Here is a 24610-nt window from a genome sequence, read left to right as displayed (position 1 = left end):
CAATATACAATGAAGAAATTATTTTATTTTAATATAATATTCCTCTTTTTGTCTGTTTCATTAACTTCATGTGAGGACTACTTAAGTGTTTCTCCTGATCTTGATATTTCAGAAGAGGATGTTTACGACACCTATGATGCGGCACAGGGCTATTTGGATAATTGCTACAATGCCTTAGATGATTATTCACGCTGGAATGTACAAAATCAGCAACGAAACCATATTTCTTGTATTTCAGATGAATCAGCTGCAACTTATCCATGGGGTAGCCTTCATAGTACAGTGAATGGTGGCCAATGGCTCGATCAGCAAAGTGCCTCGGAAATAGGCTATTCAGAGTCTAATATAGGCACATATAAGGGAAGAGTTATTGCGAATGCTTTTTATTGTATTCGTATTGCCAATAAATTGCTACTAAATGTGCCCGATATGGACATTACCGATGATGAGAAAAATGAGCTATTGGGACAGGCTTACTTTATGCGTTCCTGGTATTATTTTGAAATCATTCGCCGTTGGGGAGGCATGTTTATTATGGATGTGGCTTATACTTCTGATGATGTATTAGATCTTGAACGATTAACCTATTCAGAGTCAAGTGAGTGGTTGATTGAGGGCTTAGATGCTGCAATCGAATTATTACCTGATAATTGGGATGATGCGAAGAAAGGCCGTGCTGATAAAGTGGCTGCCATGGCTGTTAAATCTATGGCTGCTCTGTATGCTGCAAGTCCTTTAATGCAAAATGGTATTTACACCATTACCGATCAGGATTATAGTGTAGATTGGAGTAAGTTGGCTGCTAAATATGCTGCTGAAGTACTCGATTATATTGATGTTACCATGCCCGAACGTGCTGTTACTGGTGAGGGAATGACTGCCGAAGAGCAAGCAGAAAACTATACCAATATTTTTTATCACTACCCAGAGTTCTACAGCGCTGAGTCCTTATGGTATAAGAATTCAACAGGCATGAACCGTTCTACAGATATGATTATTCACTGGCAAAATATCCGATTTTCTGGTAAAACAGGTAATTATGGATGGGCTGTAGCAGCTCCCTCTCAAAACTTAGTCGATAAATTTGAATTTGCTGATGGAACCGTGTTTGACTGGGATAACTCAGATCATGCAGCAAATCCTTATGCAAATAGAGATCCTCGTTTTTATAATAACATTCTATATCCTGGTGCTGCTCATGGAGTAGACGGAAGTGGTAATACCCTATATCTGGAAACATGGACAGGTGGAGGCGATTTAAACAGTACTTATACAAAAAGTATTCCTACCGGTTATATGTGTAAAAAATGGTGGTGGCCAGAAGCAAACAGATACAACTCAAATGCTTATAAATCCTATTATTATAATGGTGTGTTTATTCGTACGACTCAAGTTTGGTTAGATTTAGCGGAGGCCATGAATGAAGCATACGGTCCCGATGCGGATCCTGATGGATTAGGCTATACTGCTGTAACAGCCTTAAATAAAGTGAGAAATCGTGTAGGTATGCCTGATGTTTCGAGCGAATATACCGGTTCTACCGAAGCTTTACGTGAGCGTATCAGAAACGAAAGAGCCGTAGAGCTGATGTTTGAAAATCATCGTTGGTTTGATATCAGAAGATGGATGATTGCGGAAGATATATTTTCAGCTACTTATCCTATCCAGGGAGTTACTGCAGATATTGAAAGTGGTACAAGTGGTGCTGACTATACATTTAGCTATGACGTTAAGGATGTAACTACAGAAACAAGAGTGTTTGACACGAAGAATTACTGGTATCCAGTGGCTTATGATCATACGACTCAGTATTCTAATTTCAAGCAAAATTACGGCTGGTAAAATTTATCTAAACTAATGAAAATGAAAAACATGCTATATAAACAATACTTGTTGGTTTTCCTTGCTTTATTTTTATTGACGATTCCTACTACTGTTAATGGTCAAAAGAAAAAGAAAGTAAGTACCATCGAAGTAGCTTCTGTGGTGGTAGACGAAAATGGGGAACCCCTAATGAATGCGCTTATCACAGCAAATGAAGGGAGTATCAAAAGCTATTCTCAGGAAGACGGAAGTTTCAAAATTAAAACAAAACAAGGCGGTAAACTGCTGGTTGAGTTAACTAATTATGAGCCTTACCTTTGGGATTTAAAAATAAAAAGTAGTTTAAAACAAATAAGCTTGACAAAAAGCCTGACTTATGCAGGTTATAATGATCAACGCAACCTTCCTATGCTTATTCATGAATCGACTCGCAATATGGTAGGTGCTGCCACCCGTATTCAAGGCGAAGATTTAGTGAGCTATTCAGGAATTAAATTATCTAAAGCACTACAGGGACAGGCTATGGGACTGATGGTTGAAAATTCAACAGGAGGTTTGCTGAATGGTGCTTCTCTCTACGTAAGAGGAAAATCAAGTAATAATTACAATTCCGCTTTAGTTATTGTGGATGGTATTGAAAGAAGTCTCGATGATATTATCGCTGAAGAAATTGAGTCTATTGAAGTAATCAAAGATGTTACGGCTAAAATTCTTTACGGTTCAAGAGCTGCTTCTGGAGTTGTTTTAGTTACAACTAAAAGAGGAAAAGCTCATACTAAAGTTATGAAAGTAAGTGCAGATTTTGGCGTAGGTTTACCTACTCGTTTGCCTGATTTTATGAACTCCTACGATTATGCTACTTTGTATAACGAAGCACGCGAAAATGATGGATTGTCAACGATTTATTCTGCAGGTGATTTAGCAGACTATAAAAGTAGTGCAGGACCGAATGATATTCTTCATCCAGATGTTGATTACTATGACTACTTTCTAAAAAATAGTACTACCTATTCGAAATATGCTGCTGAATTTTCAGGAGGGAATGAGAGTGTTACCTATTCGGTTGTTGGGGGCTATGTTCAGAACTTAGGTCTTCAGTCGGTAGGGGTGGAACCTGTTTATAGCCGATTTAATCTTCGAAGTAATATTGATGTAAATGTTACTAAAAGTATTTCGGCCAATATGGGAATGTCTTTTGTTCAGAATAAGTACAAAAGAAGTTCACTTTGGGATTCTGAAACATTTTCAGCTCTTAGTAATCATCGTCCTAATGAATATCCTATGATTATTGATGAGGAATACATTGCGGCTACTTCTGATGGTGTTCCTGCTTTAGGAGCAAGTTCCCTATATGCTTCCAATCTTTTAGGTTCGCTTGCCTATAGTGGCGATGTTGAAGATAACACCATTACTGGCGAAATAAGTATGGGACTTAATTTTGACTTAAGTAAAATTACCAAAGGTTTATCTGCAAAAGGTTTTGTCACCTTCGATAACTTTTTTTACGGACAGGAAACACTAGACATTACCCCAGCTACATATGATCCTTACGCGACAGTAAACACTGATGGAACCGATACTATCGCTTTTGTCTTAAGACAGGAAGCTGCTACAAGTGATACTTACGAACTAACTTCAGATTATACAACTCGTGCGTATGGTTATACAGCACAGGTTGATTATGATAGAGAAATTGGATCTGTAGATTTTAGCTCAACCCTAGGGTACTTTAGTTATTACGATGTGGTGAATGGTTCTTCTCAGGATATTGAAACCGATAATACCTTTTTGCGGACCAATTATACAATAGATAATAAATACATCTTCGAAGCCAATGCAGCCTTAATGGGAAGCAATAAGTTTCAGGAAGGAAACCGACATTTTATGTCTTATGCTTTTGGCGCCGCCTGGATACTTTCCGAGGAGGAATTCATGAGTGATAATTCACTTATCGATTTTCTGAAGCTTAAAGCCAGTTGGGGTATTATTGGTTATGATACTGCAACCTCATCCTATTTATATGAAGATTGCTGGTACGATAATGGGACTACAAAATTTGGAGATTCAAATAAAACATCAACAGATGTGACCTCTATTGATTATATGGGGAATGAAAATCTTGATTGGGAAAAATCTCGCGAATTAAATATTGGTATCGAAGGAGTCGCTTTTAACAATCATCTTTCTTTTGCCGCTAATTATTTCAATGAGTACCGATACGATATTATTGACTTGGTAGATTCTGAATGGTCAAGTATTTATGGTGGACTGTATTACTACGAAAATGCGGGAGAAATAGCAAACAAAGGTTTCGAAGCTGAAGTTAAGTGGAGCAAGCGTTCTGGTAATTTTAGTTATCAACTAGGCGCCAATATAACTTATGCGCGCAACGAGTATGTGAAAAAAGATGAAGTGGATTATGAAGAGGAATATAGAAGAACAGAAGGAAAATCCACGGATGTGATGATGGGCTATAAGAGCTTAGGTCTTTTTGGTAAAGATGTTGATTTGGAGGGAGCTCCAACACAATCTTTTGGTTCTTATGGTGAAGGAGATATTGCTTATGCCGATTTAAATAATGATGGTGTAATTGACGATCTGGATAAAACAGAAATAGGAATTAGTTTTCCTTCTACTATGCTTGGAGTGAATGTAACTCTTAGCTACAAGGGATGGGGACTCTATGTCTTGGGAACTGCCCGTTTTGGTGTGCAATCGTACTTAAACAACGATTACTATACCAATTACGGAACTGGCAAATATTCTGATGTAGCTTTTGATCGTTATCATGCTACGAATAACCCGAATGGTAATCAACCTCGCCTTACAACTACAGAAGGAGACAATAATAATGTGAATTCTGATTTCTGGATTGAAAACACTAGTTTTTTCCGTCTAAAAAATGTAGAGCTTAGCTATACATTCGATAACAGAAACGAATCAGCCATTGCAAGTAAGATAAAAGTCTACGCGCGAGGTTCAAATTTGTGGGTTCTTTCAAAAGTTGATGATTTAGATCCAGAAACACCCAATTCAGGTGTGTCTAATTACCCTGTATTAACAACCTTAACGGCTGGGGTTTCACTATCTTTTTAGGTACAAACATGAAAGAAAAATTTAAGCGTATGAAATTAATTAGATATATTTTAATCTGTGCTTTCTCGGTTTTCGCATTGTCAGCATGCGAAGACACATTAGAACCAGAAATAGATAATTCTTATGGTGCTGAATATACCTGGGTAAATCCAGATAAGGCCGAAGGTGTTTTGTTAAATGCCTATAGCAATATAGATGGTCAATTTGATCACTATGGAAATAACTTTTTAGATGCAGCTACGGATAATGCGGTAACTAATAATTACTCATCATCGGCTTACCAATTGGCTAGCGGATCACTATCTTCCTCATCTAATCCTATTGGTATTTGGGATAATTGTTATACCCAAATAGGATATGTAAACATGTTTCTGGAATATGGTTTAAGTGATGATATCACTTACTACTTGCCAGATGCAGAAATTGATTCTTTATATAGAGTTAGACTAAAAGGGGAAGCTTACTTTTTAAGAGCTTTTTGGTCCATGAAACTACTTCAAATATATGGCGGTGTTACCGATGATGGAGAAGCTTTAGGATATCCTATATCTATTGAATATGTAGATTCTAGTGAGGGTAATGTTACCGAAGATGTAGCCAGAGATAGCTACGAAGATTGTGTGCAGCAAATAATGGCTGATTGTGATACGGCCATTTATTACTTACCTGCCGAATATGGATCTTCCTATGCTGTAGTTTATGGTACCGATGCATTTGAGGGTAGGGCAACATCAAAAGCTGCTCACGCACTTAAATCTCGCGTGACTATTTATGGAGCCAGTCCTGCTTATCAACCAGAGGGAGCCTATTCTATCTCCAGTGATTCAATTACCAGCAAATGGGAAAGAGCTGCTCTAGTGGCATACGAAGCAATTAATACTGGTGAGCTAGGTAGTTTTACTGCCTTAACAGAAAGTATGTTGGCAGGTTCTAGCTTGTCAACCACTCCTGATGATTTTCTATTTAGAGAATATCATAATAACAACTCCTTGGAATCACGTAATTTACCTCCTGATTTTAATGGAAATGGATATACGAGTCCATCTCAAAATTTGGTGAATGCTTTTCCTGATAGCGATGGTTATCCAATTACAGACTCACGTTCTTCTTACGATCCTCAAAATCCTTATGACAATAGAGATCCTCGTATGGATCTAGTGCTTTACCACAATGGTGATGCTGTAGAAGATGCGGGAAGAGCCTTAGAGATTTATGAGGATATTGATACAGGTGAATTGGGGACGGATGCTCCTGGTGCGGAATATAGAAATACCAGAACTGGTTATTACCTGCGCAAATGGTTGTCGCAAACAGCAGATATGTTAGCTGTAGGCGAAAAACAAAATGCCATGCATATGCATGCCATATTGCGTAGAGCTGAAGTTTATTATAACTGGGCTGAAGCATCCAATGAAGCGGTTGGTCCTACAGGAATTGTTACAGGTACGACCACATCGGCTTTAGAGATTATGCGTACGATACGGAATGAATCCATTGGTATTTCTAATGATGTGTATCTTGATGAAGTAGCAGGTATGGGAACTGATGACTTAAGAGACTTGATTCAAAACGACCGTAGAATAGAGTTCGCCTTTGAAAACTTACGATACTTCGATATGCGTCGTTGGTTATTGCCTCTTAACGAAACAGTAACCGGTTGTACGATCGAAATGAGTGGCGATGAGCTAACATTTTATGGTACCGATCCCGAAGGAACAAGTATTGCAGTTGAAGAAAGAAATTTTGATGCTGATAAATACTATTACGGTCCCATACCTACTGATGAGTTGGTGAAGAGTCCGAATATGAAAAATAATAAAGGATGGTAATTATGAAGAATATGAAACAAATAACAGTTTTTTTAAGTGGGATTTTGTTATTAGCAACACTATTCTCATGCGAGGAATATGAAGATTATACCTACGATTATGATTATACTACCGTATATTTTGGTTCGCAAACGCCAATACGTACGGTTGTTGCTCGCGATACAATGGAATTGGAGTTGGGCGTGACCATTGGGGGTGTGCTCGAAAATAACTCTGATGAATGGGCTACCTATTCTGTAGATGAGGATTTGTTGGCGATTTACGATACTGAAGGTCTGTTTACCGTACTGCCTGAGGAGTATTACTCATTAAGTAACGACTCTATATTTGTGATCGAAAAAGGCGAATATGCAGGAACGGTTACTTGTACTTTCGATAGGGATCTGTTTACTGCTGATGCATTCGCAATGGATGAAACCTATGCAATTCCTCTTTTGTTAAATAATACTTCCGTTGATAGTATTTTATCAACAAAGGATTACTCTATCATTGTAGTAAAGTATGTAAGTCCTTATCACGGATACTACTATTCTAAAGGTGTACAATACACTTTGGGTGAGGATGGTTTTCCTACTGATACGACCACTTTTTATGATGCTGACTTAAGTCAAAATGATGTGAAGGAGTTTTCTACTTTAGGTCTTAACACCATAAGTGCTACTTATTTTGGATCTTCAATTACTGGAGATATGGAACTGACAGTAAATGATGATAATACAGTTGATGTTACTTCTGATGATGTAACGATTACCAACGATGATAACTGTATTTATGATGAAGATGAGAAGACCTTTTACTTAAATGTAGAACTTACAAAGTCAAGTATTTCATATAGCGTGTCAGATACATTGATCCTTCGTCAGGATCCGGAAGATGATATTAGGTACGAAGAGTGGTAGTCCTCTTAAATGAAATGGTAAAAGGGAGGATTTATTCCTCCCTATGAAAAGGATCTTTTAAAATTTTTTGTATGAATTTAAAAAATAAATTATATATCTGTTGTGGGCTCATGGGGATTTTTTCTCTTTGTGGATGTAATGCTTCAAAAGAAAAAAACGGTGCCGAAGAAGATACTTCTAAGCCTAATATCGTCTATATTTTAGCTGATGATTTAGGATATGGCGATTTGAGTTGCTATGGACAAGAAAAATTTCAGACTCCAAACATCGATCGTTTGGCGGCTAATGGAATGAAATTTACTCAGCACTATAGTGGTTCTAGCGTTTGCGCACCTTCACGGTCTACTTTGCTGACAGGTGAGGACACTGGACATACGCCTATTCGTGGGAATATGGAGGTGATGCCAGAAGGACAAAACCCAATACCAGCAGAGGCTGTTACTCTTGCTGAAGTTTTAAAGACTGCCGGATATACGACTGGTGCTTTTGGAAAATGGGGACTTGGCTATCCGGGTTCCGAAGGAGATCCTAACAATCAGGGTTTTGATGAATTTTATGGATACAATTGTCAGCGGATGGCACACCGTTATTATCCACCCTATTTGTGGCACAATCAGGAGAAAATTCACATGGCAGGTAACGATTGGCAGAATACGGTTACCTATGCTCATGATGAAATCCAGAAAGCAGTTTTTCAGTTTCTTGAGAACAATAAGGATACATCCTTTTTTGCATTTGTTCCTTTTGCTCTTCCTCATGCCGAATTGATTTCTCCAGATGATTCTATTTTAGCTACCTGCAAAGGACGCTTTGAAGAAAAACCTTATACAGCTTCAGAAGGTGGAGATTATGGACCCGATTTAGAAATTTGGAAGTATTGTTCTCAACCTACGCCAAGAGCGATGTACATGGCTATGGTTACTAGAATGGATGCTTATGTGGGACAAATTGTAAGCAAACTTGAAGAGTTAGGCATTGCGGATAATACCATCATCATGTTCGCTAGTGATAATGGACCTCATGATGAGGGAGGTGGAGATCCTGAGTTTTTTAAGAGCAGTGGAAAATTTCGTGGTATTAAACGTGATTTATACGAAGGAGGTATCAGATGTCCTTTTATTACCGTATGGCCAGGAAAAATTAAACAAGGAACTGTAAGCGATCATATTTCCGCATTTTGGGATGTGTTACCAACATTAGCAGAAATTACTGGAGCTAAACTATCTTCTCCAATCGATGGAATTTCTATGTTGCCTACCTTATTGCAGAAGGATGAGCAAAAAGAGCATGATTATCTTTATTGGGAATTTCACGAAAAAGGGGGTCGCTTAGCGGTTCGTATGGGAGATTGGAAAGGAGTAATCTACAATGTTTCTAAGCATGGTAAATTTGAATTGTACAATCTTTCCGAGGACCCCTCAGAAAGAAACGATATTGCTGAGGATCATCCTGATATTGTGGCAAAAATTAAAGAAATAATGAAGAATGCCAGAACGGAATCGGATATCTTCAAATTCCAAATGTCTACCCTTGTAGGTAATTAATTGTTAGGGTTTTAGTACTAGAGGTTGCCTGTAACAAGCAACCTCTTTTTATATAATATCAGATTATAAATTGGAACGTATTGATATAAATTCTTACTAATGATGAAAAAAAATTATCCTATCGGATTTATTTTATTGCTCCTATTAAGCGTAAGTTGTTTGTCTGTATCAGGTAGTAAGGTTAAGAAGACAGCGAAACCCAATATCGTATTTATTTTGGTAGATGATTTGGGCTGGAAAGATGTAGGCTTTATGGGGAGTTCCTATTATGAAACCCCCAATATAGATGTGCTGGCATCGGAAAGTATGGTTTTTACATCGGCTTATGCTGGAGCGGCAAATTGTGCACCCAGTCGAGCTTGTTTAATTTCTGGAACAAATGCAACACGTACAGGCGTCTATACCGTATCTCCTTCAGATAGAGGCAAAACCCAAACGAGAAAGATTATTCCCATAAAAAACACTGAATTTTTGGCGGATAGTGTCTATACCTTGGCTGAAATGATGAAGGATGCAGGCTATGTAACGGGTCATTTTGGGAAATGGCACGTGGGTGAAGATCCCCTCACCCAAGGTTTTGATGTGAATGTAGGAGGAGGTAGACAGGGACATCCTAAAAATTATTTTGCTCCTTATGTAATTCCGAATATAGAAGCTCCTGAAGGTGAATGTTTAACCGATCGACTCACAAATGAGGCTCTTTCTTTTATCGAAACGAACCAAAAAAAACCTTTTTTTCTTTATCTGCCATACTATGCAGTTCATACTCCTCTTCAGGGAAAAGAGGCTCTTATTGAAAAATATAAACGTAAAGAAGGGACTGTCGGACAAAATAATCCTGCTTATGCTGCCATGATTGAAGGGGTAGACTCTAATGTTGGTTTGATTCTTGATAAATTAAAGCAACTCAATTTGGATAAGAATACCTTAGTGGTTTTTACTTCGGATAATGGAGGTGTATACGGTGTCTCTAGGCAAAATCCATTAAGAGCAGGAAAAGGATCTTATTACGAAGGTGGTATTAGAGTCCCTTTAGCGATAAAATGGCCAGATCATATAAAATCTGGAAAAACAGATACTCCTGTTACTAATTTAGATTTTTACCCAACTTTCATGGAATTGGTCGGGGAGAATCAATGCAATCCTGAATCTCTCGATGGAGAAAGTCTTGTTGGACTGTTACTACGAAACGAAAGTATACAGGAACGTGCTATTTACTATCACTTCCCTGTTTACATTCAAGGGAATAAAAAAAGTGCTAGAGAAACTCGCGATCCACTGTTCCGAACTCGTCCGGGAACACTTGTTCGAAAAGGCAATTGGAAACTTCATTTTTACTACGAGGATCAAAGTATGGAACTCTACAATTTAGCTGAGGATCTGGGTGAGAAAAATAATCTTGCTGATAAAAATCCGCAAAAGCGTGATGAATTAAAAGGTCTTATGGATGCCTGGTTGATAGAAACCAACGCTCCCATTCCTGAAGAAATCAACTTGGATTATGATCCTGAATTTGAAAGGGAAAAAATGAGGGAATATGTTCCTGCTAATAAAGCAAAAGCGTTAAAATAAAATCGAAAATATGAAACGTCCATGTATCAATCTTTCTACACAGGGAGATGATTATATGGTAAGTATATATGGCAAAAATATCAAATTATAATCATATGAAAGTCTTACTTATACTGTTTCTATCGATCGTTTCCATAAGTCCTATTTATTCCCAATCGGCAAAGGAGGCTGATCGACCCAACATTCTTTTCCTGGTGATTGAGGATACCTCTCCCTATCTATTGCCTGCTTATGGAAATAAATCAATTCAAACGCCAAATATTGATTACCTGGCAGATAATGGTCTTGTTTTTACCAATGCTTTTGCCAATGGACCACAATGTTCTCCAGCGCGTTCCTCTTTAATTAGTGGATCGCATGCAACAACTTATGGCTGTGATTGGCACAGGAATGGAAATATTGTTCCTCAGCAGTATTTTTTTCCTCAATACCTTCGTGAAGGGGGATATTTCTGTGTAAATGCGGGTAAAACGGACTACAATATTACCAAACAAGTACAAAAAGATTTTTATAGTATTGCTTGGGATAAAATGAGTGGTTATGCCAAAGAGGATGGTAAAAATGCAAGTTATAACGATTCATTAAGAGGCGATAAACCATTTTTTGCTCAGTTTAACAATCCTACGACGCACATGAGTCGCATGACTACGGTATCGGTTGAGAACAGGGAAGCTACTATTGTAGATCCTAACTCTGTGGAATTACCTCCTCACGTTCCAGATCTTCCTGCTGTGCGTTCCGATTTTGCATTGCACATGGATGGAGTTGTTTCGGCAGATAAATGGGTGGGATTATTTTTAGCTGATTTAAAAGAAAGAAAACTTCTTGAAAATACCATTATTTTCTTCTTTTCGGATCATGGAGGTTGTCTGCCCAGAGGGAAAGCATTTCCGTATGAAACGGCTTTTCGTTCGGCTTTAGTGATTTATGCTCCAGAGAAATGGAAGCACTTGCTGCCTGCAAAAACAGGAGAACGAAGCGATCGTTTAGTTCAATTTACCGATTTTGGACCCACACTACTTAGTATTGCTGGAGTTAAACCTCCCGAACACATGCAGGGGAAAGCTTTTATGGGGGATTTTAAAGAAGCAGCTCGCGATTGTGCTTACTGTTTTAGAACGAATACTGGACCCCATTTTGATCCTTCCCGTTCGGTTTTAGATGGTGATTTTCAGTACATCAAAAATTATACACCCTATAAAGTTCATGCTTTAAAGCAATCATTTCAATGGGGAATGCCGGCACAAACTGCTTGGGATAGCTTGTATTATGCAGGAGAATGTAAGCCTCAGCATCAGTCCTATTATCAAGCCAGACCTACGGAACAATTATACGATTCCAAGAAAGATCCTTATGGTTTACATAATTTAGCGACGAATCCAGACTATCAGGAGATTCTATTGAAATTGCGTACTAAGGTTAAGAATCAGATAGAAGCGACTTCGGATGTGGGATTTTTTCCGAAGGAAGTAAGAGATGATTTGGTGGAGAAGAACATTGCTTTGTATGACTGGGTAAGACAAAATGATTATCCGTTAACAGACTTGCATCATTTAGTTGAAAAAGCATCTTTAAGCCAGGTTAGCAATAAAGAGTATTTTATTGAATTATTGTCGAACGAGAAGGTGGAATTTAGATTTTGGGCTGCTTCGGGCTTAGCAAATTTAGCTTTTGCAGGTAAACTGAATGAAGTGCCAGCAGAATTATTTTTGGCCAGCAAAGATGAAGCGCATTGTGTGCAGGCAACAGCAGCCGAAGCTTTGGTATATGCAGGAAAAGAAAAGCAAGGGATTGAAAGCTTAATTCAACAAGCTAAATCTGGTAACGGACTCTCATTATCTTCATTAGAGGAGTTAGGGGATAGGATTAAGCCGTATTTGTTGGATATCGAAGAAATTGCAAAAACGGCTAAAAATAGCGAATTGCGATTTATGGCAAGGGGAATTTTAGTCAATTTTGGAAAACTATCCAATAAAGATTTGTTTGAAGAAAAGGCGGTTAACAACTTCCTTAAGAATCATAAGAAACGGGTGAAAGAATGGGCTCCAACAAGACCCTAAGTTATTTTTACTAGGAAGAAGGGGTAGACTCTAGTTGAGTCTACCCCTTTCTTTTTTTTATAAATAGATGGATCAAGATTTTCTTTTTTTTGAAAAAAAAAGGGAATTTGTAAATTAGCGATGATCATTTTTCGGATCATAGTGTTTTTTAATTGAGCTTGTGCGAGTCATTCCATTAAGTATTCATGAAGTAAATAAGGCTTTTGTGTTTATACTTGCGTGTGTGATGGAATAGCAAATTCATTTACAATGGTTTTATTCATAGGGCTAAAACAGTGAAAGATATTCATCAATTAACCATACCGGTAGGTATCAGTAGTAAAATTTGTATATTTGCATCTATTCCATTTACATTCAAATACAAATAATATGCCGTCCGGAATTTTTCAAGTATCTAAAGAATCAGGAACACCAAAATACAAGCAGTTAATAAATTCTCTTTTTCAATCTATAGATAAAGGAGAAATTTTAATTGGCGACAGATTACCTTCTATAAACTCCATTTGTAAGGAGTTTGGCTTGTCGAGAGATACTGTCTTAGTAGCTTTTAATGAGTTAAAGGCAAAAGGAATTGTATCCTCAGTTCCAGGAAAAGGATACTATCTGGAAAGTACAGCCACAAAATTTAAACAAAAAATATTCTTACTCTTCGAAGAATTTAATGTGTTTAAAGAGATTTTATACAATGCATTTATCGAACATTTGGGAGAAGATGTTTCTGTTGATATCTATTTTCACCATTTTAATCGATCCGTATTTAAAGAGCTAATAGAGAATAATAATGGCAAGTACACCTCCTATATCATTATGCCGGCAAAGTTTAAGGATGCATACAATGTGCTAAAAAACTTGCCACAAGATAAAGTTTACATTCTCGATCAAACGACTGTAAGCTTAAAGAAATATTATCCGGCTGTCTATCAGAATTTCGAAAAAGATGTTTTTAATGCTTTGAAATCGGGACTCGATTTATTGGAAAAATACGATACAATCTGTTTTGTATATCCAGGAGGAAAAGAACCGCTGGGTCAGTTGAAAGGATTCAAGAAATTTATTAGTAGTTATCAGGATCAATGGAAATTCGAGGTTATCAATACCCTACAAGATCATCATATTAATGCTGGCGAAGTATATATTGTTCCCAACGATATCGATTTGGTTACGCTTGTGAAAGAAGCAAAAAAACAAAATTTAAGCATTGGTGAAAATTTGGGAATTATTTCTTACAACGATACTCCACTAAAAGAAATTGTTGTTGATGGAATCACAACAATAAGTACCGATTTTAAAGAGATGGGACGAATACTTGCCGATATGGTACTAAACTCAAAAAAAGAACTTATTGAGAATCAAGCCTGTTTAATACGAAGAAGCTCTTTGTAAAACCTAGATAAGCAATTCTGTTAAAAGCTCTGATTCTTGTGAATCAGAGCTTTATTTTTTTAAGATCTTTTGGATTTTAATAAAAAAAGCATAAATTTACCCACCAGTACCAACCAGTAAGGTTGAGTGATCCATTTTACAATTGTTAAAATTTAAAATAGAAATGCGTAAAGAAACCAAGCAATGCAATTCTTATTTTAATACAAAAGAAATACAATGAACGAGTTGAAGATTGCCGGGCTGCTGTTGACACTATTGCCCCCCTCAAAGTTAATTGCATAATTGAGCTAATTGAACCTGGCAAAATTCAATTCTTTGTTCTACAAAATAGAAACGAAATGGTTCTAAAGGGTCCGTTATCATTTTAAAGAAATTACTAGCGGATAAAAAAAGAATCGAAAATATAAAAAAAGGTAGCTATGAGTAAGTTTGATTATATCGAGAATCCTCACCGAAGGTACAATCCTTTAACTGGAGAATGGGTGCTTGTTTCACCACACAGATCGAAACGACCCTGGCAAGGTCAGGTTGAGAAGCTTGTGGAAGATGTTCGTCCATCGCACGATCCAGAATGTTATCTATGTCCGCGTAATGAGCGTATTGGTGGTGAGAATAATCCTGATTACAAGGATGTTTATTCTTTTCAGAATGATTTCAGTGCTCTATTGCAGGATACTCCAAAAGGAAAATTCGAAGATGGTGAGCTTTTCAGAGCAGAGAGTGAATCAGGAGTTTGTAAAGTAATTTGCTTTAGTCCAAATCATAGTCTTACGGTTCCCGAAATGGAAGTGGAAAATATCCGTAAAGTGGTAGATCTTTGGTGTAAAGAATACAAAGAGCTAGGTGATCGCGAAGACATTGGTTACGTTCAGATATTTGAAAATAAAGGGGCTATCATGGGATGTTCTAATCCGCATCCACATGGACAAATTTGGGCATCAGGATTGGTTCCTTTGGAGACATCGAAGGAATCTGACACTCAGAAAGCATACTTCGAAAAGCAGGGAAGAACTATGTTGTTCGATTATTTGAATAGCGAACTGGAAAAGAAGGAAAGAATTTTAGCTGAAAATGACTCATTTGTTGCTTTAGTTCCTTTCTGGGCAGTTTGGCCATTCGAAAGCATGATTATTAGCAAAAGAGCAGTTTCGAACCTATTGGAATTAACCGATGAGGAAAGAACTGATTTAGCCGATATTTATAAGAAACTGACAATAATGTATGATAATTTATTTGAGGTTTCTTTTGCCTATTCTGCAGGATTGCATCAAGCTCCAACCGATGGAGAAGAGCATTCCGAATGGCACCTACACATGCATTTCTATCCACCATTGTTACGCTCGGCTAGCGTTAAAAAATTTATGGTTGGATACGAAATGTTGGGGACACCACAAAGAGATATCACAGCAGAAGGAGCTGCCAAAAGATTAAGAGAATTACCTAAGATACATTACAAGCATAAATAAGCATGAAGGGAAAGATATTAGTAACCGGAGGAACCGGATATATTGGTTCGCACACTACAGTCGAGTTGATAAGTAAGGGGTACGAAGTTGTAATTATTGATAATCTATCGAATTCTGAACTTAGAGTTGTTGATAGTATCGAAAAGATTACGGGAGTTCGCCCGAAATTCTACGAAATGGATTTGTTGGATCAAGCTAAATTGGATGCGTTTTTTGCTGAAAATAATGATTTGCAGGGAATTATTCATTTTGCCGCAGCAAAAGCGGTAGGTGAATCTGTAAGTATTCCATTGCATTATTACCGCAACAATTTAGTGACCATGCTAAATTTATTGGAGGGAATGAAGAAGTATGAAATTGAAAATTTTGTATTCTCATCTTCTTGCACGGTTTATGGTCAGCCCGATGAGTTGCCTGTAACAGAGAATGCTCCTGTTAAACCTGCAGAATCACCTTACGGATATACCAAGCAGGTAAATGAAAGTATTTTGAGAGATACCATTGCTTCAGGGGCAAAAATTAAAGGAATTGCCTTGCGCTATTTTAATCCTATCGGAGCTCATGATTCTGGACAGATAGGTGAATTGCCAATTGGGGTTCCTGCCAACCTAATGCCTTTTGTAACCCAAACGGCTTACGGCTTGCGCGATCAATTAAGTGTGTTTGGCGACGATTACGATACTCCTGATGGATCTTGTATTCGCGATTACATTCATGTTGTTGATTTAGCGAAGGCTCATATTATCGCCATAGAGCGTATGATTGACGGTAGAAATGCTAGCTCGTATGAGATGTTTAATATCGGTACGGGGAACGGTTTTTCTGTATTCGAGCTTATTAAATCATTCGAAAAAACATCAGGCAAAAAATTGAATTATGTTGTTGCTCCGCGAAGAGCGGGCGATATTGTTAAAATTTGGGCGGATACAACGATTGGAAATACTGTTTTGGGTTGGAAAGCTGAAAAAACACTCGATGAAATGACCAAGTCTGCATGGGATTGGGAGAATAATTACAGAGCATCGATTAAAAACTAAGAACTACAATTTATTAAAATAGATAACAGATGAAAATAAATGCAATAATTGAGAAACTTAATGGAGGCAATAATAAAGCCTTCACAGCTTTATACGGAAACGATGAAGCTACCTTAAAATTACAAGCAGATCGTTATTCAAAACAATTGGCAGATTTTCAGACTGCTTTTGGTAGCGATGAGGCAACATTGTTTAGTTCTCCAGGTCGTACTGAGGTAGGTGGTAATCATACCGATCATCAGCTAGGTAGAGTGTTGGCGGGAGCTGTAAATTTGGATAATATTGCTGTTGCTGCTGCCAATGGAACGAATGTAGTTCGTATCAACTCGGTGGGTTTCCCTCCATTCGAAGTAGATTTGTCGAATCTTGAGGTGACTGAATTTCAGGTTACACCAACAAATTTAGTTCGTTCAATTGCTGCAGGAATTAAAGAATTAGGTCTTACAGTATCTGGTTTCGATGCGGTTATTGATGGAGCTGTTCCTGAAGGTTCTGGTTTAAGCTCATCTGCTTCTTTCGAAGTATTGATCGGTGCAATTTTCAGTCACCTATTTAACGATGGAAAATTAGATCCTGTTGACAATGCAAAAATTGGTCAGAAAGCAGAGCATGCCTGTAAAAAATTCTGTGGATTAATGGATCAGACAGCGTGTGCTGTGGGTGGTTTCATTACTATCGATTTTGAAAATCCAGCTAACCCTATTGTAAAAGCTTTGGATTTCGATTTCGCAAAAACAGGATACTCATTGGTAATCACCAATACAGGTGGTAGTCATGGTGGCTTAGATGCTGAATACAATTCTCTTCCAGGAGAAATGAAAGCAGTAGCTAAAGAGTTAGGTCAGGAAGTTCTTCGTCCTCTTTCTATGGAAGATGTAGTAAAAGGGATTCCAGCGATTCGCGAAAAAGTGGGCGATCGTGCTATTCTTCGTTCTATGCACTTTCAGGGAGACAACGCTCGTGTAGTGGATCAGGTTGCTGCTTTAGAAGCGAATGAATTCCAAAAATTCTTAGGTCTTGTGATTGAATCAGGATTTAGCTCGTACATGTACAATCAAAATATTTTTGTTGGCGGTCAGCCAAAATATCAAAGTGTAGCTCTTGCTTTGGCTTTGAGTGAGCAAGTGTTGAAAGGTAAAGGTGCATGGCGTGTTCATGGTGGTGGATTTGCCGGAACAATTCAAGCTTTTGTTCCTAATGATCTATTGGAAGAGTACATTTCAACTCTAGAATCGGTATTTGGCGAAGGTAACTGTCATAAACTATTCATTAGAGCTCAGGGATCAGTTAAAGTAGAATTATAGGTTGAAGCAGTTTGCTTGAATTATTATTTAAGAATTTAAATAAGATAAAAAATAAAATAATGGGAAATTCAAAAACGAATTATACGGTACCCTTTATCATCATGTCTTTTTTACTTTTCCTTTTGGGATTTGTAACATGGATGAATGGAGTATTAGTTCCTTTTTTACAGAAACTATACGATCTTGAGCCTGCGGTTGCTCAGTTAGTAAATGCAGCTTTTTTTAGTGCATATATCTTCTCAATTCCTGTGGGAGGATTTGTTAAGAAAATAGGTTATAAAAAAAGTGTAATCATTGGATCATTAATAACAGGTATAGGTAGTTTACTATTTATTCCTGCAGTTACAGCAGGTTTTGGAATGTTTTTGTTCGCACTATTTGTGAGTGCAGTAGGAATTGTTCTTTTACAGGTAGCAGCAAATCCTTACGTAATTGCAATGGGAAGTCCTGAAACATCTTCAGCAAGGTTAACCTTGGCAATGGCTGTGAATTCGGCGGCAGCGGTATTAGCTCCAGTTGTAGGAACAGGCTTAATTCTAAGTCAGGTGACTGGAGATCCTGCTGCAGATGCTATGTTAGCAAAACCTGTCTATTATGTACTCGGAGGAGTTGCAGTTATTACTGGAGTTCTATTGTATTTCATGAAACTTCCTGCAATTGCAGATAGTAGTGAAGATACCAACAGTGGTTCACACAGATCTGCCTGGTCTTATCCTCATTTAATAATGGGATTTATTGCCATCGGAATGTATATGGGACTGGAAGTTGGTGTCAATTCTTTTCTTTTCAGATACATGGAAACAAAAATTGGTTTAGATGCTGATTCGATTAAGTTTTTCATGGGTGTATATCCTTTTGGATTTGTAGTGGGTCGACTTGCAGGTGCTGGAATTCTTAATAAATTTTCACCAAATAAAGTCTTAGCTATTTCTTCCTTATTAGGAGCATTAATGATTTTGGTAACTGTTTCAACAACAGGAATGGTTTCTTTGGGTGCGATTTTAGCAACCGGATTGTTTCATTCAATCATGTGGTCGGTAATTTTCGATCTTTCTCTTAAAGATGTTGCTCCAGGTGCTGCTAAGCTGGGTTCGGGTATTCTATGTACTGGTGTTGTATTTGTTGGACTTTGGACTTACGTAATGGGAAGTATTGAAGCGATATCTAATATCTCAACAGCCTATATGGTACTTTGGGTATTTTATGCTTTCATTATTTTCTTTGCTTTAAAAGGTGCGAAAATCAGAAGACAAGTAGCTTAGTTTTTCTATCGAATATTAATTCAAAAAAAGATTATCAAATGCGTGCTTACACACTTAAAAATAAGAATATAGAAATCACCTTTATCGAAAGAGGAGGACAGATCATATCCGTAAAAGTACCAGATGCAAAAGGAAACATTGATGATGTTGTAGTGGGTTACGACAGCATGGATGCAACCATTGCAGGTGACGGCTATTTCGGTGCATTATGCGGTCGTTATGCCAATAGAATTGTTGGGGGAAAATTTGAAATTGAGGGAGAAAAATTTCAATTGGACTGTAACAATGAAACCAATCACCTACATGGTGGTGTTGATGGATTCAACGCAAGAATTTGGGCTGTTGCTCCAATTACTTCTGATAAATTTGTACAGGCTTATCAATTGAGCTTAACAAGTGAGGATGGCGATCAAAAATACCCTGGGAAACTTGATGTTTCGGTTATTTATGGTCTAACTGAAGACAATCAGTTTGTGATTGAGTACGAAGCAGAAACTACGAAGGCTACTTTGATTAATTTAACCAGTCATGCTTACTTTAACTTGGGTGGTGCGGGGAAAGCTTCAGCCGAAAATCATAAATTGCAGTTGAACGCTTCTAATTATACTCCTATTTCAGCAGATCTTGGAACGGTATCTGGAGAAATTGTTTCTGTAAAGGATACTCCGTTTGATTTTACAAGTGCAAAGGAAGTAAAAGTAGCTTGTGATACGGATCACGAACAGATCAATATGATTGGTGGAATTGATCACAATTTTGTGATTGACGATTGTGATGGATCAGTGAAATTAGTTGGTGTTCTTGCAGATCCTAAATCGGGTCGTAAAATGGAAGTTTATACCAATCAGCCAGGTATTCAGATCTATACTGGGGCTCATTTTGATGGTTCTGAAATCGGAAAAAATGGCGCTCCAATCGAAGCTTGTGCGGGTATTGCTATGGAAACTCAAATTTTTCCAGATTCTCCAAATCACGATCATTTTCCCAATGCTATTTTAAAACCAGGGGAGAAATACAAGCACGTTTGTATCTATAAATTCTGCTAAAAAAATCTTGATGAAGCCTTGTCTTTGAGATAAAAGAGGCAAGGCACATTGGGCAATAAGTTATAAAAACACAATGTTAGGTTCCTTTTGAGGAGGAAATTTAAAAACATCAAATAGACTTGGTTTACATTCACTAAACCCTATTTGGTGTTTTTTTTATGAAGTGAATTGATTTTTTTTACTGATTTTAAATTTAAAAAGGATGGTGTTTGATGAAAGTGCTAAAGCTTAGAGCGAAAAGGACAGAGAGGAAGTTCGTTTGGGAAAATAGTCACATCGCAATTTTAAACAGGGGCAAATGTTAAGAGAGATGACTGTTGTTGATGATGATGGCAAAGCTTATCACATACATGCATCCGAAAATAGTTAAACTCTTCCTATTTTTGAACTTACCAATGATTATCCAGATAGCATGGAAACGATCTGAGGAAAGGCGAAGCTGGCTAGGAAATTTTTGCTGGAAGAAGCCTACTTATTTGTTAAGATATGGGAAATAGAAGGATAGTAAACCCGTTGAGGATGTTAATGCGAATGCTGGCATCAAGGTTCATAAAGGGCTTGATTCAGGCTTTTCTGAAGTTCCTCAATTTTACGATTTAAACAGGATTGTAAAAGAAGAAATAAATGTAGCCAATAAGAATAAAAAAATTCTTACGAAGATGGAAAACGAGCTTCAGAGAATTTTTACTAAAGAAGTAACAAGATAGACTATTGATAACTGATATAAACTAAAACTATGAATTGTCGAACAATTTTAAATTACTTGTTGTGTATACTAGCTATTGTAAGCGTGTCGTGTACATCTACAAACAAGTACCAGAATGTTCCATTCGAGGAGAAGTCTCCTGCCGATTGGGAAAATCAACAGGTATTTCAAATGAATAAAGAAGAAGCAAGGGCTTCGTTTATTCCTTACGCAAGTGTGGATCAAGCATTGGCTGATAAGCAATGGGAATCAACTTTTTTTCAATCATTAAATGGAAAATGGAAGTTTAACCTTTCGCATAATCCATCAGAAAGACCTTTCTATTTCTTTAAAGATGATTATGATACGAGTGATTGGACTGAGATTAAAGTTCCTTCCAATTGGGAGATAGAAGGATTTGATGTCCCAATTTATACCAATAAGAAATATCCTCACGAAAAAACACCTCCAACCATTCAAGATGATTACAATCCTGTTGGTTCCTACAAGAGAACTTTTACGATTCCTTCAGATTGGAAAGACAAGGAAACATACATTCATTTTGGTGCAGTAAGTTCTGCATTTTATGTATGGGTAAACGAGCAAAAGGTAGGCTATAGCGAAGACAGTAAAACGCCTGCAGAATTCAATATTACAGATTATTTGAAAGAGGGAGAAAATACAGTAGCTGTTGAGGTATATCGCTGGAGTGATGCAAGCTACTTGGAAGATCAGGATTTTTGGCGTTTAAGCGGAATGACTCGCGACGTATATCTGCTGGCAAGAAATAAAACGCACGTTCGTGATTTTAGAGTCATTGCCGATTTGAATGAAACCTACACGGATGGATTACTTCATTTGTCGGTGGAAGTAGCTAACAAAACGGCAGAGAATGGAAGCAAGACCCTTACTGCTGAAGTTTTAGATCAGGCTAAAAAGATTGTTGATCTCACTCTTGTGGATGAGGTGAAAGCAAATTCTTCGACAACATTTTCTTTTGGGACCAAGATTGATCAGGTTAGAAAATGGACCGCTGAAACACCTAATCTTTATCAATTGGTGATTACTCTTAAGGGTGAAAATGAGGAAATCTTGGAGGTGATTAAGCAAGATATAGGTTTCCGTAAGGTGGAAATTAAGAACAGTCAGTTAATGGTAAACGGCAAGCCGATTTATATTAAAGGGGTAAATCTTCACGAACATCACGACGAAACAGGTCATGTAGTAGATCGTGAAACGATGCTTTTGGATATTAAAACCATGAAGGAACATAATATCAATGCTGTTCGTACCTCGCACTACCCACAAGCTGAGGAGTGGTATAAATTATGTAATCAATATGGTTTGTATTTGGTTGATGAAGCGAATATTGAATCTCATGGTATGGGATATGGTAAAGAATCATTGGCTAAAGACTCCACTTGGATGGCTGCCCATATTTATCGTACCAACAACATGTATCAACGCGATAAAAACCAAGCTTCAATCCTAATTTGGTCTTTGGGTAATGAAGCCGGTAATGGCGTAAACTTCATGGCAACCTATAAAATGTTGAAAGAATATGATTCAACACGTCCGGTGCAATACGAACAAGCACATGGTGGAGCCAATACAGATATCAATTGTCCCATGTACATGAGAATGAATAAAATGGAGAAATATGCGAAGGGGAAAGCAGATAAGCCATTGATTCAGTGTGAGTATGCACATGCTATGGGCAATAGTCTTGGTAATTTTCAGGATTATTGGGATTTAATTGAAAGTTATGACTGTTTGCAAGGTGGTTTTATTTGGGACTGGGTTGACCAGGGATTATTAAGCCAGAATGAGCAAAGTGAAGATTATTGGGCGTATGGAGGTGATTTTGGACCTAAAGATGTGCCTTCAGATGGGAATTTTTGTTTGAATGGTTTGGTGGATCCTGATCGGGGTGTTAAACCTCATTTATTGGAAGTAAAGAAGGTATATCAATATATTGGATTCAAGGCAATTGATTTGCAAAAAGGAAGCCTATCCATTCAAAACAAATATGCATTTATTAATCTTGATAAATTCAATTTTGTTTGGAAAGTATCTGGAGAGGGTAAACTTATTGCTAAGGGTTCATTTACATCCAATTTAGAAGCAGGAAAATCAGAAAAAATTGATTTGGATTATGAATTTGTTCCTGAAGCTGGAGTGGAGTATTTCTTGCAAATCAATGCCGTTTTAAAAGACAATTGGACTCTTGTAGAATCGGGTACCATTTTAGCAAGTGAACAATTTGAATTGCCGGTTTATATTCCCCTTCAAAAAGTGGATGTTGCCAAATTACCTGGATTAAGTCTGGTCGATTCTGAAACAGCGGTAAGTGTTTCCGGCGATAAATTTTCTTTGATTTTTGATAAGGAAAAAGGGGTCTTGCAAAGTTTCAAAACAGGAGAAACTGAGTTGCTAAAATTGGGTCCTGTCCCTAATTTCTGGAGAGCTCCTACCGATAATGATTTTGGAAATAGATTGAATAAAAGAGCTGTGGTATGGAGGAAAGCCGGTCAGAATAGAAAAGTAGAGAAGGTCGCAGTGAAGCAACTGGCGAATAATAAAGTTTCAATAATCGCTGACTTTTTATTAGTAGATGAAAAGAATGAGGAAATCGCTACCTATAAATCTGAGTATACCGTTTTTGGTTCTGGAGATCTTATCGTGAATAATCAGTTTAAAATGACCAAAGATAGTTTGCCTGAGATCATCAGAATGGGTATGAATCTAGAAATGCCTCGTTCTTTCCATCAGATGTCGTGGTTCGGTCGTGGACCACAAGAATCGTATGCTGATAGAAAAACAGGCGCTTATGTTGGGGTATATTCTGGAAGTGTAGCCGACCAGTATTGGGCATATGTTCGTCCGCAGGAAAATGGAAATAAAACAGATGTTCGTTGGATGACAATTACAGATCGGAATGGACTTGGTTTATTTGTAAGTGGAAGCCAATTATTAGAGGTGAGTGCACATCACAATATCATGGAAGATTTCGAATCTCCTGAGCGCTCCGATGGTCGTCAGGTGGATGGTGTTCCTGTTGTTAATCGTCATACTACTGACGTAAAACCAAGGGATTTAACCTCCGTGAATATCGATTACCGACAAATAGGTGTTGGTGGCGATAATAGCTGGGGGGCTTTAACTCATGAAGAGTACAGGTTAATGGCCAAAGAATATTGTTATTCATTCAGAATGAGAGCGATTACAACAAATGATAAAGCTTCTGATTTGTCAAAGTTGAAGTTTTAATAGAACAAAAAAGCCATGATATAGCTTTGACTTTAGTATAAAAGAGACAAGGCAGTATTGGATAGTAAGTTATTAAAATACAATGTTAGTTTCCTTCTGACGAGGAAATTACAAACATCAAATAGACTTAGTTTAATTCACTATAGCCTATTTGATGTTTTTTTTATGAGACACTGTCCCGCAAAGTGTGTGAGTGATATTTCCAGGGTTAGACTTTAGTTAAGTCTGACCCTTTCTTCAAATATAGCTAAAAACTGATTGAGTATCACTCCCCAGTTTTGGATCGGCATCGTCCATTTTATGGTCGCTTCCCTTGTGGCCAAATAGGCTGAT

Annotated in this window: 14 protein-coding genes; all 14 read left to right on the top strand. The window is 37.5% G+C overall.

The window, feature by feature from the left end; genetic code table 11:
• Positions 1-9: 9 nt before the first annotated feature.
• The 14 genes from ABYT26_RS09545 to ABYT26_RS09480 all read left to right on the top strand — a co-directional run bounded on the left by ABYT26_RS09545 (position 10) and on the right by ABYT26_RS09480 (position 24277).
• The gene (locus ABYT26_RS09545) at positions 10-1842 is read left to right on the top strand and encodes a RagB/SusD family nutrient uptake outer membrane protein (protein ID WP_372753243.1); all 1833 of its coding nucleotides are present in this window, start codon (positions 10-12) and stop codon (positions 1840-1842) included.
• 21 nt (positions 1843-1863) lie between these two features.
• A complete protein-coding gene (locus tag ABYT26_RS09540) occupies positions 1864-4920 on the top strand; it encodes a SusC/RagA family TonB-linked outer membrane protein (protein ID WP_372753241.1) in 3057 nt (1018 codons plus the stop codon).
• Positions 4921-4949: 29 nt separating this feature from the next.
• Entirely contained in the window at positions 4950-6749 is a 1800-nt protein-coding gene (locus ABYT26_RS09535; protein WP_372753239.1) for a RagB/SusD family nutrient uptake outer membrane protein, read from the top strand.
• Positions 6750-6760: 11 nt separating this feature from the next.
• Positions 6761-7648, top strand: coding sequence for a BT_3987 domain-containing protein (locus ABYT26_RS09530; protein WP_372753237.1), 888 nt, complete (start codon positions 6761-6763; stop codon positions 7646-7648).
• Between the two features lie 71 nt (positions 7649-7719).
• Positions 7720-9192, top strand: coding sequence for an arylsulfatase (locus tag ABYT26_RS09525; protein WP_372753235.1), 1473 nt, complete (start codon positions 7720-7722; stop codon positions 9190-9192).
• Positions 9193-9291: 99 nt separating this feature from the next.
• Complete coding sequence (locus tag ABYT26_RS09520; protein WP_372753233.1) at positions 9292-10764, top strand: sulfatase; 1473 nt, start codon at positions 9292-9294, stop codon at positions 10762-10764.
• A gap of 95 nt (positions 10765-10859) precedes the next feature.
• Positions 10860-12824, top strand: a complete 1965-nt coding sequence (locus ABYT26_RS09515; RefSeq protein ID WP_372753231.1) for a sulfatase-like hydrolase/transferase — start codon at positions 10860-10862, stop codon at positions 12822-12824.
• A 369-nt stretch (positions 12825-13193) separates the two neighbouring features.
• On the top strand, positions 13194-14207 hold the full coding sequence (locus ABYT26_RS09510) for a GntR family transcriptional regulator (RefSeq protein ID WP_372753229.1): 1014 nt from the start codon (positions 13194-13196) through the stop codon (positions 14205-14207).
• A gap of 419 nt (positions 14208-14626) precedes the next feature.
• Positions 14627-15673 (top strand): UDP-glucose--hexose-1-phosphate uridylyltransferase, encoded by a 1047-nt coding sequence (locus ABYT26_RS09505; protein WP_372753227.1) that lies wholly within the window; start codon positions 14627-14629, stop codon positions 15671-15673.
• 2 nt (positions 15674-15675) lie between these two features.
• Positions 15676-16710, top strand: coding sequence for a UDP-glucose 4-epimerase GalE (gene galE / locus ABYT26_RS09500; protein ID WP_372753225.1), 1035 nt, complete (start codon positions 15676-15678; stop codon positions 16708-16710).
• 29 nt (positions 16711-16739) lie between these two features.
• On the top strand, positions 16740-18014 hold the full coding sequence (locus tag ABYT26_RS09495) for a galactokinase (protein ID WP_372753223.1): 1275 nt from the start codon (positions 16740-16742) through the stop codon (positions 18012-18014).
• A 59-nt stretch (positions 18015-18073) separates the two neighbouring features.
• Entirely contained in the window at positions 18074-19276 is a 1203-nt protein-coding gene (locus ABYT26_RS09490) for an MFS transporter (RefSeq protein ID WP_372753221.1), read from the top strand.
• Between the two features lie 38 nt (positions 19277-19314).
• Entirely contained in the window at positions 19315-20322 is a 1008-nt protein-coding gene (locus ABYT26_RS09485; protein WP_372753220.1) for an aldose epimerase family protein, read from the top strand.
• Between the two features lie 736 nt (positions 20323-21058).
• A complete protein-coding gene (locus ABYT26_RS09480) occupies positions 21059-24277 on the top strand; it encodes a glycoside hydrolase family 2 TIM barrel-domain containing protein (RefSeq protein WP_372753218.1) in 3219 nt (1072 codons plus the stop codon).
• Positions 24278-24610: the final 333 nt, after the last annotated feature.

The sequence above is a fragment of the Labilibaculum sp. genome (assembly GCF_041595635.1).
Taxonomy (GTDB): domain Bacteria; phylum Bacteroidota; class Bacteroidia; order Bacteroidales; family Marinifilaceae; genus Labilibaculum.
Note: the sequence above shows the minus strand (reverse complement) of the source record. Positions and strands in the feature narration are given on the sequence as shown.